This is a genomic window from Neobacillus sp. 204 (genome assembly GCF_046562815.1).
Lineage (GTDB): Bacteria > Bacillota > Bacilli > Bacillales > Cytobacillaceae > Neobacillus.
In genome coordinates this window covers 35,745-58,053 of sequence record NZ_JBJORY010000010.1, presented here as the reverse complement: position 1 = coordinate 58,053, position 22,309 = coordinate 35,745, and the positions used below count along the sequence as shown (strand labels likewise).

Genomic DNA, 22,309 nt, shown 5'->3' with positions numbered 1-22,309 from the left:
GCGTCGATACCGGCAGAAGCGGGACAACTTTATACAGATAAAAAAAGGTTGTGTTAAACAGAAATACTTGTTTAACACAACCTTTTAAAATGAAATTATTTTGCTTCTGTTTTTTTGATTTGTTTACTTCGTAACTGTCCGCATGCTGCATCAATATCTGTTCCATGTTCCTGGCGGATTTTGCAATTAACCCCGCCTTTTTTCAATGTATCATAAAATGACAGGACCGCTTCCTGCTCACTTCTTTGATATTGACTATGTTCATCAACTGGATTATATGGAATTAAATTTACATAGACTTTTTGCCCTAGAGGACGCAGAAGCTCAGCTAGTTCCTCGGCTTCTTGTTTATGATCATTGACATCTCGCAACAGAATATATTCAATCGTAATTCGACGGTTTGTTTTGTCTACGTAATACTCCATCGCCTTCATCAGTTTTTCGATTGGAATCGCCCGATTTATTTTCATAATCCGTGTTCGAAGTTCGTTATTTGGCGCATGCAAGGATACGGCCAAGTTTACTTGCAACCCTTTATCCGTGAATTCAATAAGCTTGTCCGCAAGACCGCTGGTTGATACGGTGATACGTCTAGCTGCAATCGCAAGTCCTTTATCATCTTTAATGACCTTGATAAAGTCTAATAGGTTTTCAAAATTATCAAATGGTTCACCAATCCCCATTACGACGACATGACTGACCGTTTCTCCTTGGCCTTTTTTGTCCAAATGCAGTTGCACGTTCATAATCTGCTCAACAATTTCCCCGCTAGATAAATCCCGGCTTTTTGCTAATAAACCACTCGCACAAAAACTGCAGCCGATGTTACAGCCGACTTGTGTTGTCACACAAACTGATAGGCCATATTTCTGGCGCATGAGAACCGTTTCAATTAAGTTGCCATCTTGCAATTTAAATAAAAACTTAATCGTGCCATCAGCTGATTCTTGTTTAATGTGCTCCTGTAAGGTTTGGAGCGTGAAGTTGTCGGCTAGTAATTGAACACACGCTTGATTTACTTCCGTCATTTCCGAGAAATCGGTCACACGCTTTCGATATAGATATTCCCAAACTTGTTGTGCTCTTGACTTCTTCTTACCGTGCTCGGTAAGCCAATTAGCCAATTGATCTATAGTTAATCCATATATGGACTGTTTATTCATACATTCCCCTCTTTTCTGTAACGATAAAACTTATTAAAGATTATGTTATATTATTTATGAATAGGCAAAGATAGAGCCCTTTTAATTACATACTATCACTTCTCGAATAAATAACCCTTTTTTAGCAATGGCTCGATCAATAATCGAAAAACCAGCTTTTAAAAGGATTTCATCGATAGGTTCAACGGTAACGACCACAACTTTGTTTGCAAACCTACGTGCACTTTGGAGCATTTCCAGCTGTTCATCCGGGGTTATCACTGAACACAAATTATAAGGCAAATCAATGATGGCTACATCAAAATGATTGGTGATGTCGCGAATATCAGCTAAGTTTATTTCTCCACTAAGACCAAAGTGTATCATGTTTTCTCGTGCTCTAGGAAGGATCAACGAATTGCGGTCACTTCCGACAATATCCATTCCCATCGACCGGGCTTCAACTAGGACGGTTCCAATTCCACAGCAAGGATCGATGGCTTTAATCCCGTTAGGATTTGGGATGGCGATATTTACCACCGCTCTTGCAACACGTGTGTTGAGCGCAGTGGAGTAACCATTTGGCTTCTGTTGATGCCGAAACCAAACCGACTTACTTTTGACATACTCACCGAATACCCAACCTCCGTTAACATTCATGACGCCAAACAATTGATCGGGCTGATGAAAATCTGCTTGACCATTGACGTGTAATCCAATCTTTCGTTCAATGGCACGTCGGTTCTCGAATCCTTCTTGTTCACTTTTTGCCTGACCACTATTTTTCACATAGGTGACTTTAAACGTTGCTCCGCTTAATTGTAAATTTTCTACCTGTATAAAAAGATCCTCAAGGCTATCGGCCTTATATAGCACCGCGATTCTTTCCTTAATAAACGGGCTTCGACTTGGTTCAATTTTTACGAAGCTTTCCAAGACGTTAGATTGAGACGCCTCACCGAATAATGAGCGCATTTCCAAAGCACACAAAGAGCGTTCATCCTCAGAACAGGCTAAAGTATATATATACGACGTTCCTTTTTGGAGATTCATATTCAATTCGTTATCAAACATTAATTTATTTATTTCAACTTCACCTCAAGTGTTATTTGAAAAACACTATCTATTATACCAAGAAAAGAAGCAATTTTAAAAATTACCTATAATTGGGTGTCAAAATCGGTGTCAGGCACCAAATTGCTAGATTATAATTATGATAAGGAAATTATTGTAGGTTAAAGATGGGCTTTATTGAAGATATACGAGAAATAGTCGGGAACCGGCTACTTATTTTAGTGGGTAAAAAAAGCTTGCAGACTTATCTAGAACCTAGATTTTGTCTGCAAGCTGAAAGCAGTTGCCTATAAAATTGTTTTTATTTCATTTTATTAAAACTTACCGCTAGTTTTGCTCCAACTACTGCATTGTTTTTAACTAAGGCAATGTTTGCATCTAGGCTTTTGCCTTCTGTTAATTCTTTTACTTTACCTAGCAGGAATGGCGTTACATTTTTACCTGAAATGTGTTTTTCTTCTGCCTCTCTTAATGCGGATTCAATCACGGCAGTAATAGTTTTCTCATCCATGGCAAATTCTTCTGGAATTGGGTTGGCAATCACTGCTCCACCTTTTAGGTTTAAATCCCACTTTACTTTTAACGTAGACGCGATTGTTTCCACGTCGTCGGCACGGAAATTCACTGAGAATTCACTATTGCGTGTATAGAAGGCAGGTAGTACATCAGTTTGATAACCAATAACCGGTACGCCTTTTGTTTCGAGATATTCCATCGTTAACCCTAAATCTAAAATCGATTTGGCACCCGCACAAATAACGGCTACGTTTGTTTGTCCTAGTTCTTCTAGGTCTGCTGAGATATCCATCGTGATCTCGGCACCGCGGTGAGCACCACCAATACCGCCGGTTACGAAGATTTTAATTCCTGCTGCTTCCGCGCAGATCATGGTTGCCGCTACTGTTGTTGCCCCCAGTTTTTTTGTCGCGAGTAAATAAGCTAAGTCACGTCTTGATGCTTTTGCAACATCAGTACTTTTGCCGAACATTTCTAACTCTTCATCGGATAATCCGATTTTAATTTTTCCATCTACAATCGCGATCGTTGCCGGAACGGCTCCATTATCACGGATAATTTGTTCCACTTCACGAGCGGTTTTCACATTTTGTGGATAAGGCATACCATGGGAGATAATCGTAGATTCTAAGGCAACGATTGGTTTCCCTTGTTCTTTGGCGACACGTACTTCTTCAGATAATGTAATATATTGTTTCATGATAATTCCTCCATCTCTTTTTGTAGTTGTTCTGCTGATAAATCATGTCTGACTGTATAAGCTGATAGCAGCGTTTTAGCGGCATTAATACTTCCGACTTTGGCAATTTCGAGTAATGATTTGCCCTCTAACCAAGCGTATATTACAGCGGAGGAAAAAGCGTCTCCCGCACCAGTTACATCCACTATTTCATTAACTTCAATCGATGGAACATGAAATATTCCCTCTTTCTTATTACCAATCATTGAGCCTTCTTTTCCATTCGTGATGACGACATTAGATATTCCCAATGAAAGCCATTTTTCTAAGGTGTTCTTCCAATCTTCTTCATTTTTTATTTCCGTGTTAAAGTAAGTTTCCGATTCATCACGGTTCGTAATGAGCCATGTCACACCATCTAATTCATCTGGTAATCGATTCATCTTTGGTGATGAAACAGGTATTAAGACGATCGGTATATTATGGCTTTTGGCGAATTGACACAAAAATTGAATGGTATCTTTCGGACAGTTTAAATCGACTATGATACATTTGGAACGGCTTAGTAAAACATCATTTTTAAGCAATAAGTCAGGTGAGATTGCTTCATATACTTCCATATCAGCTAATGCAATAATTAATTCTCCATTAGAATCTAAAACAGCCGTGTAGGAACCTGTTGATTTTTCAGGGAATGATGCCACATTATCTAAGTTCATATAAAGAGAGGATGATTCTTCAATAAATGACCAGTCCATATCATTTCCACTTGTCGATATAAGTGACACTTCCAACCCAAGCCGACCTATGTTTTCAGCGATATTTCGGGCCACCCCGCCCGCATTCTGAGTGGAGAAAATTGGATTGGAGGTACCTAATTGAGCCATATCCTTGATGTGAAGTTTACGGTCAATATTAGCCCCGCCAATACAAATAACCTGTTGTGATTCATTTAAAATATAGGCCCTGCCTAGAATATTTCCTTTTCTAATTAAACCAGAAATAATGTTGGCAATGGAGGGCCGAGATAAGCCTAATACTGCGGCAAGCTCTTGTTGTGAAATGTAAGGGTTCTTTCGTATCAAATCGAAAATAACTTGTTCTTTTTCAGTCAACTTTTCAGGCATAAACTCACCTCACAAACTTATGTTTAAAATATAAACTTATGTTTAAATTGTACATCTAAGTTTTTAAAATGTCAAACTATTTAAAAAGGTAAGCGTCGTCATATTGAATTTCTCCCTTAAAAAACCTTGTAAAATCTTTATAAAGAACGAGCGGTCTAGGTAACGAGACACCCTTCCTGAAGGCATGGGGTGTCTCTTTTATTTCATATTTTTAAAGTGCGATGGCTTTTGCTTTGTTTTATACTAAAATGTATTAAAAAGCTTTCTAAGGTAAAATTAGTCAATAATACATTTTTTAATAGTGTTTGTAACAGGAGGATTACTTGGAATGACAACAGTAGGGACATTTAATGGGGTCGATGGAAAAGAACTTTTCTTTCGAGTGATCGAACCATTAACAGCTCCAAAAGCAGCAGTTATTTTAGTTCACGGGCATGGGGACCATAGCGGAGGGATGCAGAATCTTTTCGAAAGCTTGGTTAAAAACGAATATATCGTTTATGCCTTTGATTTACGAGGTCACGGAAAAAGTGCTGGTAAAAGGGGATTTATTCGGAGTTGGGATGATTTTAGAGGAGATTTACATGAGTTCCGTAAACTTGTTTTTCTGGATCAGCCTGAACTGCCTTTGTATATTGTAGGACATAGTATTGGAGGATTGATGACTCTCGAATATACCTTAGACCATAGTGACGGCATTTCGGGAATTATCGCTATATCTCCTGCCATTTCTTACGAAGTGAAGCCGTTTGAGCAATTAGGTATAACCCTCATGGGGAAATTTAAACCAGACTACCGTATCAATAAATCTCGAAAGATCCAATTACGGAAGAAAAATTCAGCTATTCGTGCTAAATACTATTCAGACCGTTTGCGTCACAATATCGTTACACCAGGATTGGGAAGTGGATTGATCGAAGCGATATCACGCATAGAACATCAAGCCCAGTCAATTAACCTGCCTTTATTATTGCAATACGGACTGGAAGATAAGATTACACCACCAACAAAATTAAACCAATTTTTTCACCGAGTGGCATCTAAGGATAAGCAGTTATATGAGTACCCTTTGGCCAAACATCGTCCCTTTGATGAAGTGGGAAAAGAGGAGTTTTTAGGAGATATGGTTGGTTGGTTAGACGATCAGATAGATAAAAAACAAAAGGTGCTTTACAGGGAGCTTGGTTAAGTGTGGGACGAGAAAATGTGAGTAAAGACAGAAAAAGTTTTCAATTGAATGTTATGATTTTTAAGAAAGGCTATTTTCGCATAGATTGTTGTTTTTCGTATAAGTTCATCAACCCGTATACCTATATGCTTCGTGGCATCTTTTCGTAAGAACCTGTGCGAAAATTGCCTAGAAACTTAAGTTATGACCCTTATAAAGCTCCAATAGCAACAAAGTTTACGAAAAGAGCCTTAAGAAAAAAAGCGGATATTTTCCCGCTTTTTTTTGTTTGGTCATTTGGAGTTTTTTTATAGACTGTTTACGTAAAAAATGTGGCAATATCAAGGAGAAGTTCAATAAAAAATAGTAATTTGTGTGAAATTACACTTAGATAATTCGACAACTATAATTTATTTAACGACATGTTCTATCAATGGGTATCGACGAACCTAGGACTTGTCTTTAATTAGAGCATAAGAACAATACCCTATTGACAGAGTTATTTAAAGATTTTACTATTTAATTGTTAACCATTTAATTATTTAGGTTTACATTTGAGGAAACTCTAAAACATTGTTGATTTGTCAGATGGATACGGTAAATGAAATGGGGGTATAAAGATGAATAAATGGATGGATCTTGCAGATCGTGTGTTAGATGGGTTGGAAATAACCAATCAGGAAGCCTTATCAATTTTAGAATGTCCTGATGATGACGTACTTCTACTAATGCATGCTGCTTTCCAAATTAGAAAGCACTATTTTGGGAAAAAAGTAAAACTTAATATGATCATGAATGCGAAATCTGGACTCTGTCCGGAAAATTGTGGCTATTGCTCTCAATCTTCGATTTCGACAGCTCCGATTAATTCTTACAGAATGGTAGACAAGGCAGCGATACTTGAAGGAGCAAAACGTGCACATGATTTAAATATCGGGACATACTGTATTGTGGCGAGCGGTAGAGGTCCATCTAATAAAGATGTAGATCACGTGGTGGACGCAGTTAGAGAAATAAAGACAACATATGGATTGAAAGTTTGTGCCTGTCTAGGGCTGTTAAAACCTGAGCAAGCAAAGCGACTGAAAGAAGCCGGGGTAGATCGTTACAATCACAATATCAATACATCTGCGAGCAATCATGCAAACATCACCACTTCACATACATACGATGATCGAATCACTACGGTGGAAACGGTAAAAGAATACGGAATGTCCCCATGTTCAGGTGTAATTGTAGGGATGAAGGAGACAAAGCAGGATGTTGTCGATATGGCTAACAGCTTAAAAGCTCTTGATGCGGATTCAATTCCCATTAATTTCTTACATGCGATTGATGGTACTCCGTTAGAAGGAGTAAAAGAATTGAACCCTCTTTATTGTTTAAAGGTTTTGGCGTTATTTCGTTTTATTAATCCAACAAAGGAAATTCGAATATCAGGTGGACGAGAAGTCAACCTTCGTTCACTCCAAGCATTGGGTTTATATGCAGCCAATTCCATCTTTGTCGGTGATTACTTAACAACTGCTGGACAAGCTGAAACGGAAGATCACAAAATGTTACTTGATTTAGGATTTGAAGTAGAATCTGTAGAAGAAATGAAAGCTAGCCTTAGCTAGAGGTTTATTACCAAATCAAAGCAAGAGACACCCTGACAATTAGGTGTCTCTTTTTTAAAACATAAATCCTTTATAACCATCCTCCAATTTCTAAGATCGTCAGACCAATCTCAACAACAATGAGAGTTACTATGATCCATTCCACGAAAAGTCCCCGGATCGAATGGCTAATTGTCGAAAAACCATCCATGATGTTATATAAAATGTCCGTTTTGCTTTTCAAAATTTTATAGCGATCATTTAACTCAAAAAACTCGACCATCTTGTCGTAAAATTCGCTGGCCGTGCTGCTCGTCCATGTAATATCAGGCTTATCCAAAATCATGATATAAGCAAGCGTATTATACTCGTGACGCACGATTTTCGCGGTTGTCCGTGCCAATTCCTTGTTGCCGATTCGCAGTCTGCCTTTCTCCAGCCTATCAATCATGGTTTCGAGTTTGTCATGGATTTTCCCAAGTTGTTCCTCTGTTTTCTCAAGCGCCACCGATTTTGCAATGACGGTAGAAATCAATTCAGGGTAAAAATCCTCATATTCTGGTACAACCACATATTCATCGGTTAATTCAAGATTCTCCGTTTCAGTAATATGAAGGCAGTAGTCGTCTGTATATCTGTCGGCCTGTTCGATTTCAAAGTCTGGTTCAAAGAAATGGATGTAGTGAAGTAGGACTGTTATCTCATCCACGTGTGAGTGATTAATGAAGACAATGCTGCCAAAAGAAAAGACTAATACCATTTGCGAATCATCTACATTTTGATGGAGGATCGATTCTAGAATATCGCCTCTCAGGATTAGTGGCTGTTCCCAGGTGAATTTTTTGGGAATACCGCAATGGATGGCAATTTTGTTCAAATCAATTTCATGCGTAATGGCAAATGCTTTAAAGGTAATCTCTTTCACTTTTATCACCTTTCCAGTGATTTGTCCTTTTCTTGATTTTATTCTTGTCCTATAAAAAACATGCTTGAACAGTTCTAGTGTTATAAAAAACGGATTCAAAAAGTGAACCACTTAATTAGTGGATTCAAATTAGTGAAAATTTTCTAGATATCATTAAATAATATTCCATCTTAGGTTCGGTCAATGTGCATATTATCCCCATTAATTGGAAAAATAAATATAGTTAAATAAGGGGGCCCTGATAATGGTTCGGTTCCGCAAACGAATAAAGTTACACAAGTTGAAAAAGATAACCTCACTGCCTTCTGAAGATGAAAAAATCGAACCGTTCAGTTCGGATCTTTCAAGAAACGAGCAAATTTTAAAAGAAATGTTTCAAAAATGCTCTGATTTTGTTATTCGCGCTATTCATATAACTGGAAAACCTAAAATACTTCTAATTTATTTAGATGGGCTAACTGACACAATAACACTGGAAAATATTCTGTTAAAGCCTATATTGTCTGATGGTTTTCCCAACGAATTAGGTGAAATGCGTACAATTGTACAAATAATGGAGAAGCAACTTTTTTCTGCCACTCCAGTTAAAACTGTTTCACATATTAACGACCTGGTCAACGGAATCTTGAAGGCGAAAGTCGGAATGTTAATAGATGGAGAGTCAGAGGCTCTACTTGCCAGTTTAACAGAATTTGAAAAGCGTAATGTTGAAGAACCAACGACAGAAATTGCTATTAGAGGTCCGAGAGAAGGGTTTACCGAATCAATACGTACAAATACCACCCTTCTCCGCAGAAGAATCCGCAGCACAAGACTGAAATTCGAGCCCCTCTCGATTGGCGAGCTTTCTCAAACTGATGTTGTAATAGCTTATATCGAGGGAATTGCTCGTGAATCCCTCTTGGAAGAGGTCCGCAAAAGGCTATACCGCATTAAAATTGACGCAATACTAGAATCAGAATATATCGAGGAATTTATTGAGGACATGCCTTATTCTCCGTTTCCGCAAATCCAAAATACTGAAAGACCCGATATTGTCATTGCCAACCTGCTGGAAGGAAAGGTGGCGATAATCGTCGATAACACTCCCTTTGCCCTCATTGTGCCAATGACATTTTGGGATGGAATGCAGGCAGTTGAAGATTACTATGAACGGCCTATCTATACCAGCTTCATTCGGCTTGTTCGTTATGTTTTGTTTAATATGGCTCTCTTTTTACCATCTATCTATGTCGCCCTTACAACCTTTCATCCAAAACTTATTCCGACTAAACTTCTTATTAGTATTGCGGCTGCCCGGGAAGGTGTCCCGTTTCCAACGATCATCGAAGCGTTGCTCATGGAATTTGTGTTTGAAGGTCTAAGGGAGGCAGGAATCCGACTGCCGAAAGCGGTCGGTTCAGCCGTCAGTATTGTCGGGGCACTTGTCGTCGGCCAGGCTGCTGTACAAGCAGGCATCGTTTCTGCTCCAACGGTCATTGTGGTGGCCACAACTGGAATTGCCTCGTTTGCGATTCCACGTTACAATCTGGGAACTGCACTCCGGCTTATAAGGTTCGCCATGCTGATATTAGCGGGAATCTTTGGTTTTTACGGTATTACCCTAGGTTTTATTACGCTGACAATCCATCTGGTTAATCTGCGCTCTTTTGGCGTTCCGTACTTTACTCCGGTAGCCCCGCAGATTCCCCGCGATTTAAAGGATGTATTAGTCAGGTCACCAAGATGGGCTTTACAGACTGGGCCAATCTTTACTTTTGGCAAGGATAAACAGCGGGTACCTCCAGGACAAAAGCCAGATCCCAAAAAAGGAGGAAGAGATGATTGAAGAAGAACATTCTTCGTTTAGGATTATGTTTGTCTGTCCTTTTTATCTCTGGCTGCTGGGATCGCAAGGAATTAAATGAACAGGCCATTTGGATTGGTTCGGGTTGGGATGTTGCCAATAATGACGGCGTAGAATTCAGCGGACAAATTGTTATTCCCTCCAACATTCAGACCCAAGGCGTCGGGGGAGGAACAATGCAAAAGGGCTTTTTTACAGTATCCGCGAGCGGAAAAAATCTAAGCGACGCTTTGCAAAACATACAGACAAAACTACCAAGGGAGGCGTTTTCTGGACAGCGGCGCATTATTATATTTGGGGAACAATTTGCTAGACGGGGACTTAAGAGAGAACTCGACAACACACAACGGCGTGCCGAGGTTAGTTTGCGGTCTGATGTTTTTGTGATCAAAGGGGCGACAGCAAAGAAAGCCCTTTCTGTATCCAATCCATTAGAAAAACCACCTATTACTGCCATACTAGGTGAACATAACCTAAGTGGCGGCAGAGGGAACACGGCTTATTTAAGTCTCCTCGTGGCCGCTACCAGTGACGGTTTACGCCCTTCTATTCCTGTTATTGAATTTAGCAGTTCTCAAGAAGGAGTAAAAAAAGGGAAAGCAGATTCAGCTAATCCCCCGCTACTTCGAATGGCTGGAGTTGCTATATTTGATAAAAACCTTAAAATGCAAGGACTTTTGAATATGGAAGAAAACAGACATATGCTTTGGGTAATGGGAATCCTAAAAAATTTGACATTAAGTGCTAAAAAAAAGGATATCAATGCCAGCCTCACCTTAATCAAACTCAGCAGTAAAATCGAACCACATATAAGTAAAAATCAGCAGATTACATTCACTGTCACCTTAAAAGGTGAAGGATCCCTGAAGGAAAATAATTCAGGTTTGGACGTTCAGTACCCAAATAATCTTAAACGGCTAGAAAAGGAATTTGAAAAAATTTCTCAAAAACGAGTTCAACAAACGGTTACAAAAGTCCAAAAGAAATACGGCCTTGATATCTTTGGATTGGGTGAAGTGATCCACCGAAATAAACCAAACCAGTGGAAATCCCTGAAGTATGATTGGGACAAGAAATTTTCAGAGGCGGACATTATAGTCAAGACAGATATAAAGATCAAGGAGCTCGGAATGGATGGACCCTCATTATTGTTCAAAGAAAGTGAGATAAAAAAATGAAACTTTCAGGGCTGCAAATTTTTTGGTTGATGTTCACTTTCGAAACGGGAAATATGATTCTGCTTACTCTATCCCCAACCTTTCAAGAGGCTAAACAAGATACTTGGATTTCCTATGGCCTTGCCGGCGTTTCGGGGATGCTGATTGTTTATGTTTCATCAAAGGCAGCCCTGCTGTATCCCGGCAAAACACTTATTGAATACAGTAAACTTATTTTTGGGAAGTGGCTCGGAATGTTCATTGTGATTGTCTATCTTATTCAATGGTATTCCGTAATTGGCGATATTTTAAGAAAATTTGCGGAATTCACGATTACCATCCTTCTTCCCACCACACCATTGTGGGTATTGGTTTTAACAATGTTGTTGTTACTGATTTATATAACCTACAGCGGTGGAATTGAAGGAATTGGACGATGCAGCGAAGTGTTTGGTCCCATCATCTTCCTATCCGTGTTTATTTTGTTGATTTTATCCGTGTCAATTTTCAATTACAAGAATTTTCTTCCTGTTTTTTCAGATACCGGCTTAGTGCCTATCCTTAAAGGGACTCTCCCTCCTCTTTCCTTTTTGGGGGAGTCTGTCATGATGTTGATGCTGCTCTCATTTATGGATCACCCGAACAAGGGTCCAAAAAGAGCGGTTTTGGGAATTGCCGCAGCCTCCTGTTTAGTTAGTACCGTCGCTATTTGGGTATTGCTGATTTTGGGCCCCGAAATCGCATCGAAGCTGCGACACCCTGCTTTTGATGCAGTCAGTTATGTTACCGTCATGAATTTTATTCAAAATTTAGAAATCCTTGCGGTTCTAGTCTGGATTCTTAGTATCTTTATCAAGTTATCGCTTTACTTCTTTTTAGCCAATTATGGCACAGCACAATTGTTCCATATAAAAAACTGGCGGAAATTGATCTGGGTTACTTCGGCATTCTTTTTCGTTTTAGCCGTCATTTTTCCAAATCCTACGTATACCTTCATCTATGATAAAACCTATTGGATCTATTTTGCCCTGCCTGTCAATATGGTGGGTATCCCACTTTTACTATGGTTTGTTGGCAGTTTACGCAAAAAATTTCAGGCTAATCATTAACACACAAGGGAAAGTCATTGCTGTTTTTTTGTTTATGAATTTTACAAGGAGATACACGGGGGATAATAAATGGGTGTCTCTTACAATTTAGAAACTGTCAATATTTTTAGAGGAATCTAGTAAGGAAAGTATGGCTCTCCTGTTATAAGTCCTTCGTTTCACAGATATGAAGTCAGTAATCGTCGGTATATCTGTATTCTAGTTCCAATGGGAATGATATATATTTTATAATAGAAAGAAAAAATAGGGAGGCAGCAGAATATGAAACGATTAGCAGTTTTTTGCGGTTCAAGTTTCGGTGCTTCTGAGGCTTATAGAACAGGAGCTATTCAACTAGGAAAAGAGTTAGCTAAACGGGACATTACATTAGTATACGGCGGTTCAAGTAATGGGTTGATGGGTGCAGTCGCAGACACTGTTTTAAGCGAAGGCGGTCACGCGATCGGTGTGATCCCTAGAGTGTTGGAGGAACGTGAAATATCTCATAAAGGACTAACAGAGTTAATTAAAGTGGAAACCATGCACGAGAGAAAAGCAAAAATGGCCGATTTGTCTGATGGATTTGTTGTTCTGCCTGGTGGAACGGGAACACTTGAAGAGTTTTTTGAAATGTTCACATGGGGGCAAATTGGTTTGCATCAAAAGCCATGTGGCCTGCTTAATATTGACCATTATTATGACCCATTGCTCAGCTTATTTGACCATATGATCGACCAAAAGTTCTTACAAGAAAAGTTCCGCACGATGGCTATTATTGAAGAAACACCAGATGCATTACTCGATCAATTTCTAAACTATCTACCTCCGACGATCAAAACTTACGAATAGGAATTGGAAAAACGGTATGCAATTAAAGATAAATAAATCCTAAGGCAAATTATAGCTGATTTTTATCGAATGTAGATTTCAAGTGATAAGGAGAAAAAGGGGTATGGCTTTGGTTTTAATCGGGTTGAACCTTATCATCAGTAAATGAGGTTTTTTTACACAATAAATACTCGCTTCTTACTTAATTGTGATGCTTTTACGTAGACACAGTGCATCAAAGGGAACGATCATCACACAAGTAGAAGCGAAATGCACCATTTTTTATGTTTTTTCAACCCAGGCATTTTCTGAGTATCCACGTTCTTCCCAGTACCCAATATGTTTATCTTTAATGAGTTCAATCCGGTTTAACCATTTAACGGATTTGTAAGCGTACATTTTCGGGACGATTAATCGAACAGGACCGCCATTCTGTTGATTAATTAATTTTCCATCTAATAACATGGCGACCATTATATCCTTATCCATTGCTTGCTTTAGGGATAAGGTATCGGTGTAAACTCCATCAGCAGAATAAAATTTTACGTATTTTGCCTCTTTTTTAATACCTGAATTCTCGAGAAGCTTCTTTAATGGTATGCCTTCCCATGTGATATCATAAACGCTCCAGCCTGTTACACAATGGAAATCACTTACTTGGACATCCCGTTGAAGCTGAACAAATTCACTCCAATTGTAATGTTTTTTCTGTTCAACTAGACCATCAATCGTCAAATTCCAATTCTCATTGGTAAGTTTCGGAACCTCTGTAACAGTATAATACCGAAAATCTCCCTTCTTGCCACCGCCAATAGGAGGGGAGGAATTTGGATCGGGATCGGGCAAGGGCTTTAGTTGATTATCATCTGTAAAAGCTTCTGTCTCCCCGTTTGTTGGGAGATAAGACCTTATCCATTTTGTATAGGTTGGAAAAAAGGTAATAGCGATTAAGCTTCCGCTTAACACTTTTAGAAAGGTTCTTCTTTTATAAATCGGATTCCGGTCATCAATGATGATAGGTTCCTGTAAGCTCTTTTCTGATTGTTTTCCTTCCCCTAGTCGATTAAACCATTTACTGCGGGTAATGCTGTGAAAGATGGCATATGGGGCCCCAATCCATGTGGCTATATCATGGACGAACAATGACCAGGAGCTAATATACGGTGGAAATTGTCTATGAAAGGTTAACAAAAAACCTGAAGCAATCAATAGAATTAAGATCGTAAAGATAAGATAGAGATTGCGACGATTATTTTCCTTTTTTTGAAGTGTCTTGAGATGCTTCTTCATCTTAGGAAGATAAAACATCAAAGGTAGACAAAGAATGACTCCAATCCAAATATGAAGATCCCTGATCCATACTCTGACGGATGGAAAAATGGAACGAAAGGAGGAAGAAAATAAGATAAAACCTGTTACACTTAATACTAGAAATAAAATGGCATTAGAATGATGTAGTCGAATAAGTCTTTTGCCGAAATTCAACTTCCTTTGAAAAAAAAGTCTATAATTCATCCTTTTCACCGACCTAACGTTTAATAATGGGGATGGTAACAGTAAAAGTACTCCCTTTTTCAAGCTCACTTGTCACACTAATAGTCCCGTCATGGCTTTCCACGATCGTTTTTGCAATCGCTAGACCCAGCCCAGCCCCTCCAAACTGTTGATTACGTGACTTTTCAACGCGATAGGTTCTTTCAAAAATATGTGGAAGCTCATCTTTAGATAATCCCTCACCAAAATCACAAATAGAAATTTCAAGCATTTGATCTGAAGAAAGGCACACATTGATATTAATTGTCCCATTTACTTCAGAAAACCTTATTGCATTATCTAATAGATTAAAGAGCAATTTTTGAAAATAGGAAACATCTACGTAAATTGCAGGAATCTGTTTAGGTAAGTCGGTTATAATTTCTAAGTTCTTTTTTTCTAAATGGATTTGCTCGTGCTGTAATACGGAAAGCAATAATTCATCAACATGGATTCTTTCTTTCTTAAGCTTAATGGCTCCTGAATCTAACAGAGAAAGCTGAAAGAGCTGTTTAATAAGTTGATCCATTCTTTCCGTTTCCAGTGAAATGGTTTTTAAATAACGTTGGAATGTTGCTTCGTCGTCAACTACTCCATCCTCAATCGCGGTTACGAAGGCCTTGATGGATGACATGGGTGTTCGCAAATCATGTGAAATATTGGCGACTAATTGTCTTCGAGAGGCTTCTGATTGTTTAATTTGAAGAAATGCCTCATTCAACTGTGTATTCATAATATTAAAGTGTCTCGTAAGCTCTTTTATCTCTGTTGGTCCTTCTTCAGGAAGAGAGCCCGCAAATCTTCTTTTAGCAATTTGCTGCGATTGCGTTGTGAGTAACTGAATAGAGCTCTCAATTGGCTTCGTAAATAAATAATGGATAAAGCTCGAGAGTACAGAAGAAAAAATCGTAATGAACGACAACCACATGATTACCTTATTAGGTAAAACCATATACAAATAACTAATGAATAAGAATGTAAACATTATAAGGACACTTACACTATTGGCAATTAAAAAAATCCACTTTATTCTCATTGGATTTCACATGGCATAAATTTATAGCCAATACCCCAGACGGTTTGAATAAATTTTGGCAAAGAAGGATTTTCTTCCACTTTCTCTCGTAATCTTCTGATATGAACGGTAACCGTGGTGGTATCACCATCAAATTCTGTTTGCCAGACCTGGTAAAGAAGTTGCGAGCGGGAAAATACCTGCTTGGGATGTGAAGCAAGCAGGTATAGCAAATCAAATTCTTTCATCGTTAAATCGATTCGTTTATGATTCAAAAAAACTTCTCGATTGACCGCGTTTATCGTGAATGGATCGGTTGTTATCATTGATGAATGATCTTGATCAGTTACGTGGGAATAGTTTCGGTATTCCAAAAGGCGACAAATGCTATTGACTCTAAGGACTAGTTCTCTTGGATTAAAAGGTTTTGTTATATAATCATTCGCACCAATGGTAAGACCAACCAAACGATCATATTCCTCTCCTTTGGCTGTCAAAAAAATAATAGGAATATCATCACTTTCTCGAATGGCCTCACAGACTTTCCAGCCATCCATAATAGGCATCATTAAATCTAAAATGATAAGAGTAAAATCATTATTCTTCCATAGCCTAATCGCTTCTTCCCCGTTTAATGCCGTCCAGACAAGATAGCCCTCGCGATCCAAATACCGTTTGCAAACATCCAAAATAGAGGGTTCATCATCCACAAGTAAAATACGCTTTTCCAAACACGATTCATCCCTTTAATAAATTTTCCTTAATTTTAACATGCTCAAGGGAAAAGGAATAAGCGGTAACCTATTTCCCATCCATTTTCTCATTGCTCTCCATATCTTTGCTGCTCATCTCCTCTTTCTTATCCATCTTTTCAACTTTCCCCTTGCTATTATTGTTATCAGTGTCTTCCTTCATGTCACTTTGTTTCATTTCACCTGATTTTGAATCGCCCATATCCCCATTTCCGCACCCTGCTAGGAATAACAATCCTACCATAGCCACCGTCATACCTAATACCTTCATACTTTTCATTTTGTTCTCTCCTTTGTTTTTTGATATTTATAATCATAAAAAACAAATCTTACATGGATCAAAACAAAATATTAAATAAGTCTTACAATTTATTGATAAGTAAAGGCTATTTTCGCAAAGATTATTGTTTTCGTAAAAGTCTAATTCCTTCGGTCACACCCCAAAAAAACAAATGAAAAAATCCCATCAAATTTGTGGGATTTTTTTATTTATATAGGAATCTACTGAATTAAAATTTAGGAGCTTTATTGCCTATTTTCCCGAAGCTAATCCGTTGGGAGGACCTATTTAAGTCCAATTAGTTCCCCAAACTTTCATTTCATGAATAATACAATGAAGAGAATGACCTTTTTCTGTAAGGGAATATTCGACTGTCGGTGGGACTGTTGCATAGGCTTTTCGAATTAAAATCCCGTTTTCTTCAAGATGTCGTAATGTCTCTGTTAATGATTTCGGACTTAAACCACAAATGGATTTTTTGAGTTCACCAAATCGTTTTGTACCATGGAATAATTCTCGTAAAACTAGGAAGGACCATTTACCTCCAATTATGTTCAAAGCACGCTCTATTGAGCATTCAATTTCTTGAGTCCCAGTCTTATTGATTCTTTTGTTTTCCATTTGATTTAACTCCCTTCACAGAATAATAACTAAAATATATATCAAGTTTATCAAAGGAACAATCATTTTCATGATTAAAAGGTTACATTAGTTACCTATAGGTGACTTAATTAACTAAAAGTACCTACTTTTCATAAAATTGAATTTATACTAATGTGTTAATAGGAGAGTAGATTACTAGGGTTATTTTTTTTAAAAAGTTATGGATAAGGGGGCGCATATGAATGAAAATCTTAATTACTGGTGCATTGGGAAATCTTGCTTCTGGAGTAGCGGAGTTATTAGGACAAAATCATGAAGTTAGATTATCAGATATTATTCCAATAGAAACTCCATATCCATTCTATCAGGCTGATATTCGCAAAATGGGTTCATTGGATCAAGCATCAGAAGGTGTAGACTTAATTGTCCATACTCCAGCATTCCATGGTATACATTTGGGCAATCATTCCGAGCAAGAGTTTTATGATTTGAACATCACTGGGACATTTCAAATGTTCCAATCAGCTGTTCGCAATAAAGTTCGCCGGGTTGTTTGGGCATCAAGCATGTCATTTTATGGAACAGATTTTTACGCATACACTAAAAAAATAGGTGAGCAAATATGCCAGTACTTTCATGAGCGGCATGGAATTGAAGTCATTATGCTGCGGCCGGCTGATTTTACTCCTTTTCGAGATATACTTCAATATGGAGAAAGATTGCTTCATGGCGGTGTGGATCGTCGGGACGTGATACAGTCTGTTATATTGGCAACAGAATGTAAGCGAAATTTCGGAGCATACCACATTGTTCGCCAAGACCCTTTTACGCAAGAAGATGTAGAGGCGTATTCTCAGTCGCCTGTCCAGGTTTTGGATATGAAATACCCCGGTGCCAAAAAGATAATTGAAATGTATAATTTCAAACTGCCTTCTGAAATTCACGTATCCGACCTATCAAAAGAACAACAAGAATTGGAGTATAAACCGAAGTATAATTTTGGAACATTTATTCAGGAATTAATAAAAGAAGGAGTGGTTCTATGAAGTACCGTAAACTTGGTAAATCAAATATAGAAGTATCAGAAATTGGATTCGGCGCCTGGGCTATTGGCGGAGATGCATGGGGACCTGTAGCGGATAACAATTCGATTGCAGCGATGGAAAAGGCAATTGAACTTGGAATCAATTTCATTGATACAGCAGATGTTTATGGCTCAGGGCATAGCGAAACCCTTGTCTCACAAGTCATAAAAGGAAGGCGAGATCAAATTGTTTTATCGACTAAAGGCGGACTAATGGGACATCATCGGGATCCAAAGGGTGATCCCGTTTATCATCGTCCAGAAAAAATTATTGAAGCTTTTGAGGCAAGTCTACGTCGTCTAAAGACAGATTATATTGATGTATATTTTTGTCATCTTTGGTGGGATAAACACGAAGAAACCGAGGCATTTATTCAAGCATTTGAAATTCTAAAAAGAGACGGAAAAGTAAGAGCTGTAGGAGTATCTACTGAGAATTTTGAATATATAAAGCATTTCAATCAAAATGGTGGACTTGATGTAGTACAACTAGATTACAGCCTGTTAAACCGCCAAACAGAAAAAGAGACTCTTCCTTACTTACAAGATCAGGGGATAGGAGTTGTTGTTCGAGGTCCGTTGAGAATGGGGGTTCTAACTGGGAAGTTTTCGAATGAAACGACCTTTTCAGAAGGAGATATTCGGAAAAATTGGCCTAATGAAGAGTGGTTTAAGCATAGTTTAGAGAAGGTTGAACGTCTGCGGATCCTTGAGAAAGAAGATCGAACTCTTGGACAGTTGGCACTTCGCTTTGTTCTTAATCATCCTGCTGTTTCTGTTGCCATTCCAGGGGCTAAGACAACTAGGCAGGTTGAATTAAACGCTGCAGCCTCCATTCGACCACTTCTTTCTGAGGATGATATATCCTTTATTAACGAAGTTATACCCATGTAATATTAGCATGAAATATAATAATAACCTCATGGATTGTAGAAGTCCTTTAACCGCCGGTATAAGTGTTGCGGAGAACCGTACCATAAGTAACGGCGAATTTTTCGCATTGGCTGTGTGTGTGAATTGGCGAAATATCGAGGGGATCGGAAGCGGGGATCAGGATCGAATGATCCGGTCCCTTTCCGATAGGCCTATATGTTCACACTATTTAATCTTCGGCCATTATAGATCTCTCCCGAACAATTAGTAAATTATATAAGGGAAAAGATGACGACAAAATTTAGCCGATGTAATCTACGAATTTTCCAAATCCAATTGTCCTGACTCCCGGCGCCGCCAACTCATGAATACCAAGGACAATGCAATTACCGAGAGGATAGCCCCAAGCAGTCGAAATCCCCCGGCGCTGAACTTATCTCCCATTACGATGCCTAGCAACAATGAAGAGAGAATGGTTCCCAGGTATCTCGATGTCATAAATACTCCGGATGCTACACCGACTATTTCTTTTGGAGAACTTTTGAACAAGGCCGTTTGCATACCGACATTGTTCAACCCGTTGCTAATACCGAATGCAGCTAACGCCAAACACACACTGATAACCGGTGAAGTTTGATTCAATGTCACTATCCATACTGACCCAAGTGACATCAGTATTGCGGATACAAGCAATGCGGGTCGTGATCCTGATTTATCAATCCATAGTCCTGCTATTGGAGAAACAACGAGCGAGCACAAACCTAAGCTTAACATGAGAATCCCTGTATGCAACTCGCTGAAATGACGTACCATTTGCAAGTAGGACGGAAGCCCGAAAAAGAGTGAGTAATAAAGTACGTTAACGAGTATGAATTCGATATTGACCCAAGTCATCGCAGGATATTTGGCGAATGTGCGTAAAGGAATAAAGGGCGACGTCGCTTTTAACTCATGCCGTACGAAAGCACCCATTGTAACGAGGCCTATCAATCCAATAATGACTTGCCCAAATGAGACATGCCCAGATGATTTTGCTGACAGTAATCCAACGAGTAGGGCAACCAGACCCACTGTGAAGAGCAGAATCCCTGACGCATCAATCAAATCAAACCATTTACGAAAGGACATGTTGAGTGTAACGGATGTTGGCGGTCCGTCCTTAGGGATATTCCTCAAAGCTAATAGAAAGCTCATCACCACGAACGGAATATTGACGAAAAAGATAGCAGGCCAATCCCACCAGTGAATCAAGACCCCTCCAATAAAGGGTCCAACTGCTGCCGCTCCTGATAGGAATATGGACAAAACTGACAGCGCAGTCGCTTGCTTCTCCGTAATATGAATTCGCACAATGGCCATTCCAACTGAAACAATCATGCTTGTTCCGATGGATTGCACAATGCGGAACACGATGAGCCACCCAAAGGTTGGTGATAGTGGAGCTAACAGTGATGCAACGAAGGCTACAACAAGCCCGGTAAGAAATATCTTTCTGCGACCGAATAAATCACTGGCTTTTCCCATGACAGGTTGAGCGACAGCACTGGCAATGTAGAAAGAAAAAATAATCCAGGAAACAACTGTAAAGTCAAGACGGTACACATTTTGCAGCCTTGCAATAGCAACAGAAATCATCGAAGAATTTAATGGGTTCAATAGTACCCCCAATCCAACGGAAATCATCAACCACCTGCTGTGAACACTCATTTTGATCCCCCTATATTCGTTATAATGTCATCGTACTTGAAACCGGTTATTTATTCCAACGCATTTCATGTTATAATTTCATTGACTTGAGGGAATGAATGGAGGGTGGTACGAAATGGAACTTCTTCAACTGAAATATTTTCTCGAGGTAGCTCGTTTGGAACATGTGACCGAAGCTGCACGAAGTCTGCACGTAACTCAATCATCACTAAGCAAAACGATTCAACGCTTGGAGGAGGATTTAGGAGCCCCTCTATTTGATCGAATAGGGAGGAAGCTACGATTGAATGAGTTCGGAAGCAGATTCCTTCGCCGTGCAGAAAGGGCCTTGTTTGAATTGGACCAGGGGAAGCAGGAGATTAGCGATTTATCCAGCCCTGAACATGGCACACTTGAATTGGCGGTAACCACCGCAAGCACGTTACCAAATATTCTTCGGGAGTTTCGGAAAAAGCGGCCCTATATCCAATTTCATGTGCAAATGCTGACAACGCAGGAAATGGTTACTCTTCTACAAAGAGGAGAAGTGGATTTCTGCTTGTCCTCACCTCCTATACAAGGGGATGACATTGAATGTCAAATCGTGTTCATCGACCCAATCCTTGTAGCTGTTCCAAAGGGGCATCGGTTGGCAGACCGAAGTAGCGTATCCTTGATAGAACTAAAGGATGAATGGTTTGTCGGTGTTAAGAGAGGCTACGGAACTCGCGATTTAGTGGACTCTGTATGCAAATCGGTTGGATTTGTACCTAAATATGTGTATGAGGGAGATGAACCTGCAAGGCTAAACACTCTCGTGGAAGCAGATATTGGAATAGCCTTCATACCAAGCACAGCAAGACTAACATGGGAACATATCAAATATCTCCCAGTAGAAAATCACGAATTGGTACGGGAGATAGCTTTATTATGGAACAGGAGTAGGTACATTTCTCGGGCTGCTCTGGAATTCCGTAAGGTAGTAGTAGAATACTTTGAGACGATTTCCAAATAGTAATAATGCTGCAACTCTGGAGTGGTGCTTAGATGATTGAATCAATGTTTGGCATGTATCCACACCCCGTATACTGATGCCCATTATAAGCTTTTTTTCGTTATTATTAATTCTAAAAAGCTACGTATCAATTTTATTTATTAAAGAGGCTTGACCCAAAAGGTCGTTTAATGACGACTTTTTGGGTCAGCCTCTTCTCTATTTTATGGAAAATGAACACTTCAGCCATAAGTGATAGTCTAAACCAGCTATAAAATATAGTAAATATTTACCTTATATGGATGATGATAACTGTGATATGGTGTTGTCAGAAAAATATG

At 39.0% G+C, this 22,309-nt stretch carries 20 protein-coding genes; 9 read left to right on the top strand and 11 right to left on the bottom strand.

Features of this window, described 5'->3' with window-relative positions:
* Positions 1–95 precede the first annotated feature (95 nt).
* The 4 genes from rlmN to ACJ004_RS20295 all read right to left on the bottom strand — a co-directional run bounded on the left by rlmN (position 96) and on the right by ACJ004_RS20295 (position 4,538).
* Positions 96–1,163, bottom strand: coding sequence for a dual-specificity RNA methyltransferase RlmN (gene rlmN / locus ACJ004_RS20310; protein WP_410894959.1), 1,068 nt, complete (start codon positions 1,161–1,163; stop codon positions 96–98).
* 81 nt (positions 1,164–1,244) lie between these two features.
* Positions 1,245–2,216, bottom strand: a complete 972-nt coding sequence (locus ACJ004_RS20305) for a TRM11 family SAM-dependent methyltransferase (protein WP_410894958.1) — start codon at positions 2,214–2,216, stop codon at positions 1,245–1,247.
* 301 nt (positions 2,217–2,517) lie between these two features.
* Positions 2,518–3,432, bottom strand: a complete 915-nt coding sequence (locus ACJ004_RS20300; protein WP_410894957.1) for a pseudouridine-5'-phosphate glycosidase — start codon at positions 3,430–3,432, stop codon at positions 2,518–2,520.
* A complete protein-coding gene (locus tag ACJ004_RS20295; RefSeq protein ID WP_410894956.1) occupies positions 3,429–4,538 on the bottom strand; it encodes a carbohydrate kinase in 1,110 nt (369 codons plus the stop codon). Before ACJ004_RS20295 ends, ACJ004_RS20300 begins: the two co-directional genes overlap by 4 nt.
* A gap of 328 nt (positions 4,539–4,866) precedes the next feature.
* Here ACJ004_RS20295 and ACJ004_RS20290 point away from each other — a divergent pair, with 328 nt between their 5' ends.
* Positions 4,867–5,727, top strand: a complete 861-nt coding sequence (locus tag ACJ004_RS20290; protein ID WP_410894955.1) for an alpha/beta hydrolase — start codon at positions 4,867–4,869, stop codon at positions 5,725–5,727.
* Between the two features lie 599 nt (positions 5,728–6,326).
* Positions 6,327–7,325, top strand: coding sequence for a biotin synthase BioB (gene bioB, locus ACJ004_RS20285; protein WP_410894954.1), 999 nt, complete (start codon positions 6,327–6,329; stop codon positions 7,323–7,325).
* A gap of 70 nt (positions 7,326–7,395) precedes the next feature.
* Here the strand turns inward: bioB and ACJ004_RS20280 are convergent, their stop codons facing one another.
* Entirely contained in the window at positions 7,396–8,229 is an 834-nt protein-coding gene (locus tag ACJ004_RS20280; RefSeq protein WP_410894953.1) for an RMD1 family protein, read from the bottom strand.
* A 244-nt stretch (positions 8,230–8,473) separates the two neighbouring features.
* Here ACJ004_RS20280 and ACJ004_RS20275 point away from each other — a divergent pair, with 244 nt between their 5' ends.
* The 4 genes from ACJ004_RS20275 (at position 8,474) to ACJ004_RS20260 (ending at position 13,169) form a co-directional block, all read left to right on the top strand.
* Entirely contained in the window at positions 8,474–10,057 is a 1,584-nt protein-coding gene (locus ACJ004_RS20275) for a spore germination protein (protein ID WP_410894952.1), read from the top strand.
* Complete coding sequence (locus ACJ004_RS20270) at positions 10,054–11,253, top strand: Ger(x)C family spore germination protein (protein ID WP_410894951.1); 1,200 nt, start codon at positions 10,054–10,056, stop codon at positions 11,251–11,253. Before ACJ004_RS20275 ends, ACJ004_RS20270 begins: the two co-directional genes overlap by 4 nt.
* Positions 11,250–12,341, top strand: a complete 1,092-nt coding sequence (locus ACJ004_RS20265) for a GerAB/ArcD/ProY family transporter (RefSeq protein ID WP_410894950.1) — start codon at positions 11,250–11,252, stop codon at positions 12,339–12,341. The genes ACJ004_RS20270 and ACJ004_RS20265 overlap by 4 nt, the downstream gene beginning before the upstream one ends.
* 261 nt (positions 12,342–12,602) lie before the next feature.
* Positions 12,603–13,169 (top strand): LOG family protein, encoded by a 567-nt coding sequence (locus ACJ004_RS20260; protein WP_410894949.1) that lies wholly within the window; start codon positions 12,603–12,605, stop codon positions 13,167–13,169.
* Between the two features lie 261 nt (positions 13,170–13,430).
* On the opposite strand, the gene ACJ004_RS20255 is transcribed toward ACJ004_RS20260, so the two are convergent.
* The 5 genes from ACJ004_RS20255 to ACJ004_RS20235 form a co-directional block, all read right to left on the bottom strand.
* Positions 13,431–14,663 (bottom strand): molybdopterin-dependent oxidoreductase, encoded by a 1,233-nt coding sequence (locus ACJ004_RS20255; protein ID WP_410894948.1) that lies wholly within the window; start codon positions 14,661–14,663, stop codon positions 13,431–13,433.
* A 13-nt stretch (positions 14,664–14,676) separates the two neighbouring features.
* Positions 14,677–15,666, bottom strand: a complete 990-nt coding sequence (locus tag ACJ004_RS20250; protein ID WP_410894947.1) for a sensor histidine kinase — start codon at positions 15,664–15,666, stop codon at positions 14,677–14,679.
* 47 nt (positions 15,667–15,713) lie between these two features.
* Positions 15,714–16,427 carry a response regulator transcription factor gene (locus ACJ004_RS20245; RefSeq protein ID WP_410894946.1) on the bottom strand — a complete coding sequence of 238 codons (714 nt, stop codon included), beginning with the start codon at positions 16,425–16,427 and terminating at the stop codon, positions 15,714–15,716.
* A 70-nt stretch (positions 16,428–16,497) separates the two neighbouring features.
* Positions 16,498–16,728, bottom strand: coding sequence for a hypothetical protein (locus ACJ004_RS20240; protein WP_410894945.1), 231 nt, complete (start codon positions 16,726–16,728; stop codon positions 16,498–16,500).
* Positions 16,729–17,016: 288 nt separating this feature from the next.
* Positions 17,017–17,349: a winged helix-turn-helix transcriptional regulator gene (locus ACJ004_RS20235; protein ID WP_410894944.1), complete on the bottom strand. Its 333-nt coding sequence runs from the start codon at positions 17,347–17,349 to the stop codon at positions 17,017–17,019.
* Between the two features lie 224 nt (positions 17,350–17,573).
* Here ACJ004_RS20235 and ACJ004_RS20230 point away from each other — a divergent pair, with 224 nt between their 5' ends.
* Both ACJ004_RS20230 and ACJ004_RS20225 read left to right on the top strand, forming a co-directional pair.
* The gene (locus ACJ004_RS20230; RefSeq protein WP_410894943.1) at positions 17,574–18,377 is read left to right on the top strand and encodes an NAD-dependent epimerase/dehydratase family protein; all 804 of its coding nucleotides are present in this window, start codon (positions 17,574–17,576) and stop codon (positions 18,375–18,377) included.
* Positions 18,374–19,309, top strand: a complete 936-nt coding sequence (locus tag ACJ004_RS20225) for an aldo/keto reductase (RefSeq protein ID WP_410894942.1) — start codon at positions 18,374–18,376, stop codon at positions 19,307–19,309. Before ACJ004_RS20230 ends, ACJ004_RS20225 begins: the two co-directional genes overlap by 4 nt.
* A gap of 294 nt (positions 19,310–19,603) precedes the next feature.
* Here the strand turns inward: ACJ004_RS20225 and ACJ004_RS20220 are convergent, their stop codons facing one another.
* Positions 19,604–20,995 (bottom strand): MFS transporter, encoded by a 1,392-nt coding sequence (locus tag ACJ004_RS20220; protein WP_410894941.1) that lies wholly within the window; start codon positions 20,993–20,995, stop codon positions 19,604–19,606.
* Between the two features lie 115 nt (positions 20,996–21,110).
* Here ACJ004_RS20220 and ACJ004_RS20215 point away from each other — a divergent pair, with 115 nt between their 5' ends.
* Positions 21,111–21,989: a LysR family transcriptional regulator gene (locus ACJ004_RS20215; RefSeq protein WP_410894940.1), complete on the top strand. Its 879-nt coding sequence runs from the start codon at positions 21,111–21,113 to the stop codon at positions 21,987–21,989.
* Positions 21,990–22,309: the final 320 nt, after the last annotated feature.

Excerpts from the sequence above, each read along its gene's own strand:
- rlmN (WP_410894959.1), bottom strand. The coding sequence starts at position 1,163 with ATGAATAAACAGTCCATATATGGATTAACTATAGATCAATTGGCTAAT.
- ACJ004_RS20305 (WP_410894958.1), bottom strand. The coding sequence starts at position 2,216 with ATGTTTGATAACGAATTGAATATGAATCTCCAAAAAGGAACGTCGTAT.
- ACJ004_RS20300 (WP_410894957.1), bottom strand. The coding sequence starts at position 3,432 with ATGAAACAATATATTACATTATCTGAAGAAGTACGTGTCGCCAAAGAA.
- ACJ004_RS20295 (WP_410894956.1), bottom strand. The coding sequence starts at position 4,538 with ATGCCTGAAAAGTTGACTGAAAAAGAACAAGTTATTTTCGATTTGATA.
- ACJ004_RS20290 (WP_410894955.1), top strand. The coding sequence starts at position 4,867 with ATGACAACAGTAGGGACATTTAATGGGGTCGATGGAAAAGAACTTTTC.
- bioB (WP_410894954.1), top strand. The coding sequence starts at position 6,327 with ATGAATAAATGGATGGATCTTGCAGATCGTGTGTTAGATGGGTTGGAA.
- ACJ004_RS20275 (WP_410894952.1), top strand. The coding sequence starts at position 8,474 with ATGGTTCGGTTCCGCAAACGAATAAAGTTACACAAGTTGAAAAAGATA.
- ACJ004_RS20265 (WP_410894950.1), top strand. The coding sequence starts at position 11,250 with ATGAAACTTTCAGGGCTGCAAATTTTTTGGTTGATGTTCACTTTCGAA.
- ACJ004_RS20260 (WP_410894949.1), top strand. The coding sequence starts at position 12,603 with ATGAAACGATTAGCAGTTTTTTGCGGTTCAAGTTTCGGTGCTTCTGAG.
- ACJ004_RS20255 (WP_410894948.1), bottom strand. The coding sequence starts at position 14,663 with ATGAATTATAGACTTTTTTTTCAAAGGAAGTTGAATTTCGGCAAAAGA.
- ACJ004_RS20250 (WP_410894947.1), bottom strand. The coding sequence starts at position 15,666 with ATGTTTACATTCTTATTCATTAGTTATTTGTATATGGTTTTACCTAAT.
- ACJ004_RS20240 (WP_410894945.1), bottom strand. The coding sequence starts at position 16,728 with ATGAAAAGTATGAAGGTATTAGGTATGACGGTGGCTATGGTAGGATTG.
- ACJ004_RS20235 (WP_410894944.1), bottom strand. The coding sequence starts at position 17,349 with ATGGAAAACAAAAGAATCAATAAGACTGGGACTCAAGAAATTGAATGC.
- ACJ004_RS20230 (WP_410894943.1), top strand. The coding sequence starts at position 17,574 with ATGAAAATCTTAATTACTGGTGCATTGGGAAATCTTGCTTCTGGAGTA.
- ACJ004_RS20225 (WP_410894942.1), top strand. The coding sequence starts at position 18,374 with ATGAAGTACCGTAAACTTGGTAAATCAAATATAGAAGTATCAGAAATT.
- ACJ004_RS20220 (WP_410894941.1), bottom strand. The coding sequence starts at position 20,995 with ATGAGTGTTCACAGCAGGTGGTTGATGATTTCCGTTGGATTGGGGGTA.
- ACJ004_RS20215 (WP_410894940.1), top strand. The coding sequence starts at position 21,111 with ATGGAACTTCTTCAACTGAAATATTTTCTCGAGGTAGCTCGTTTGGAA.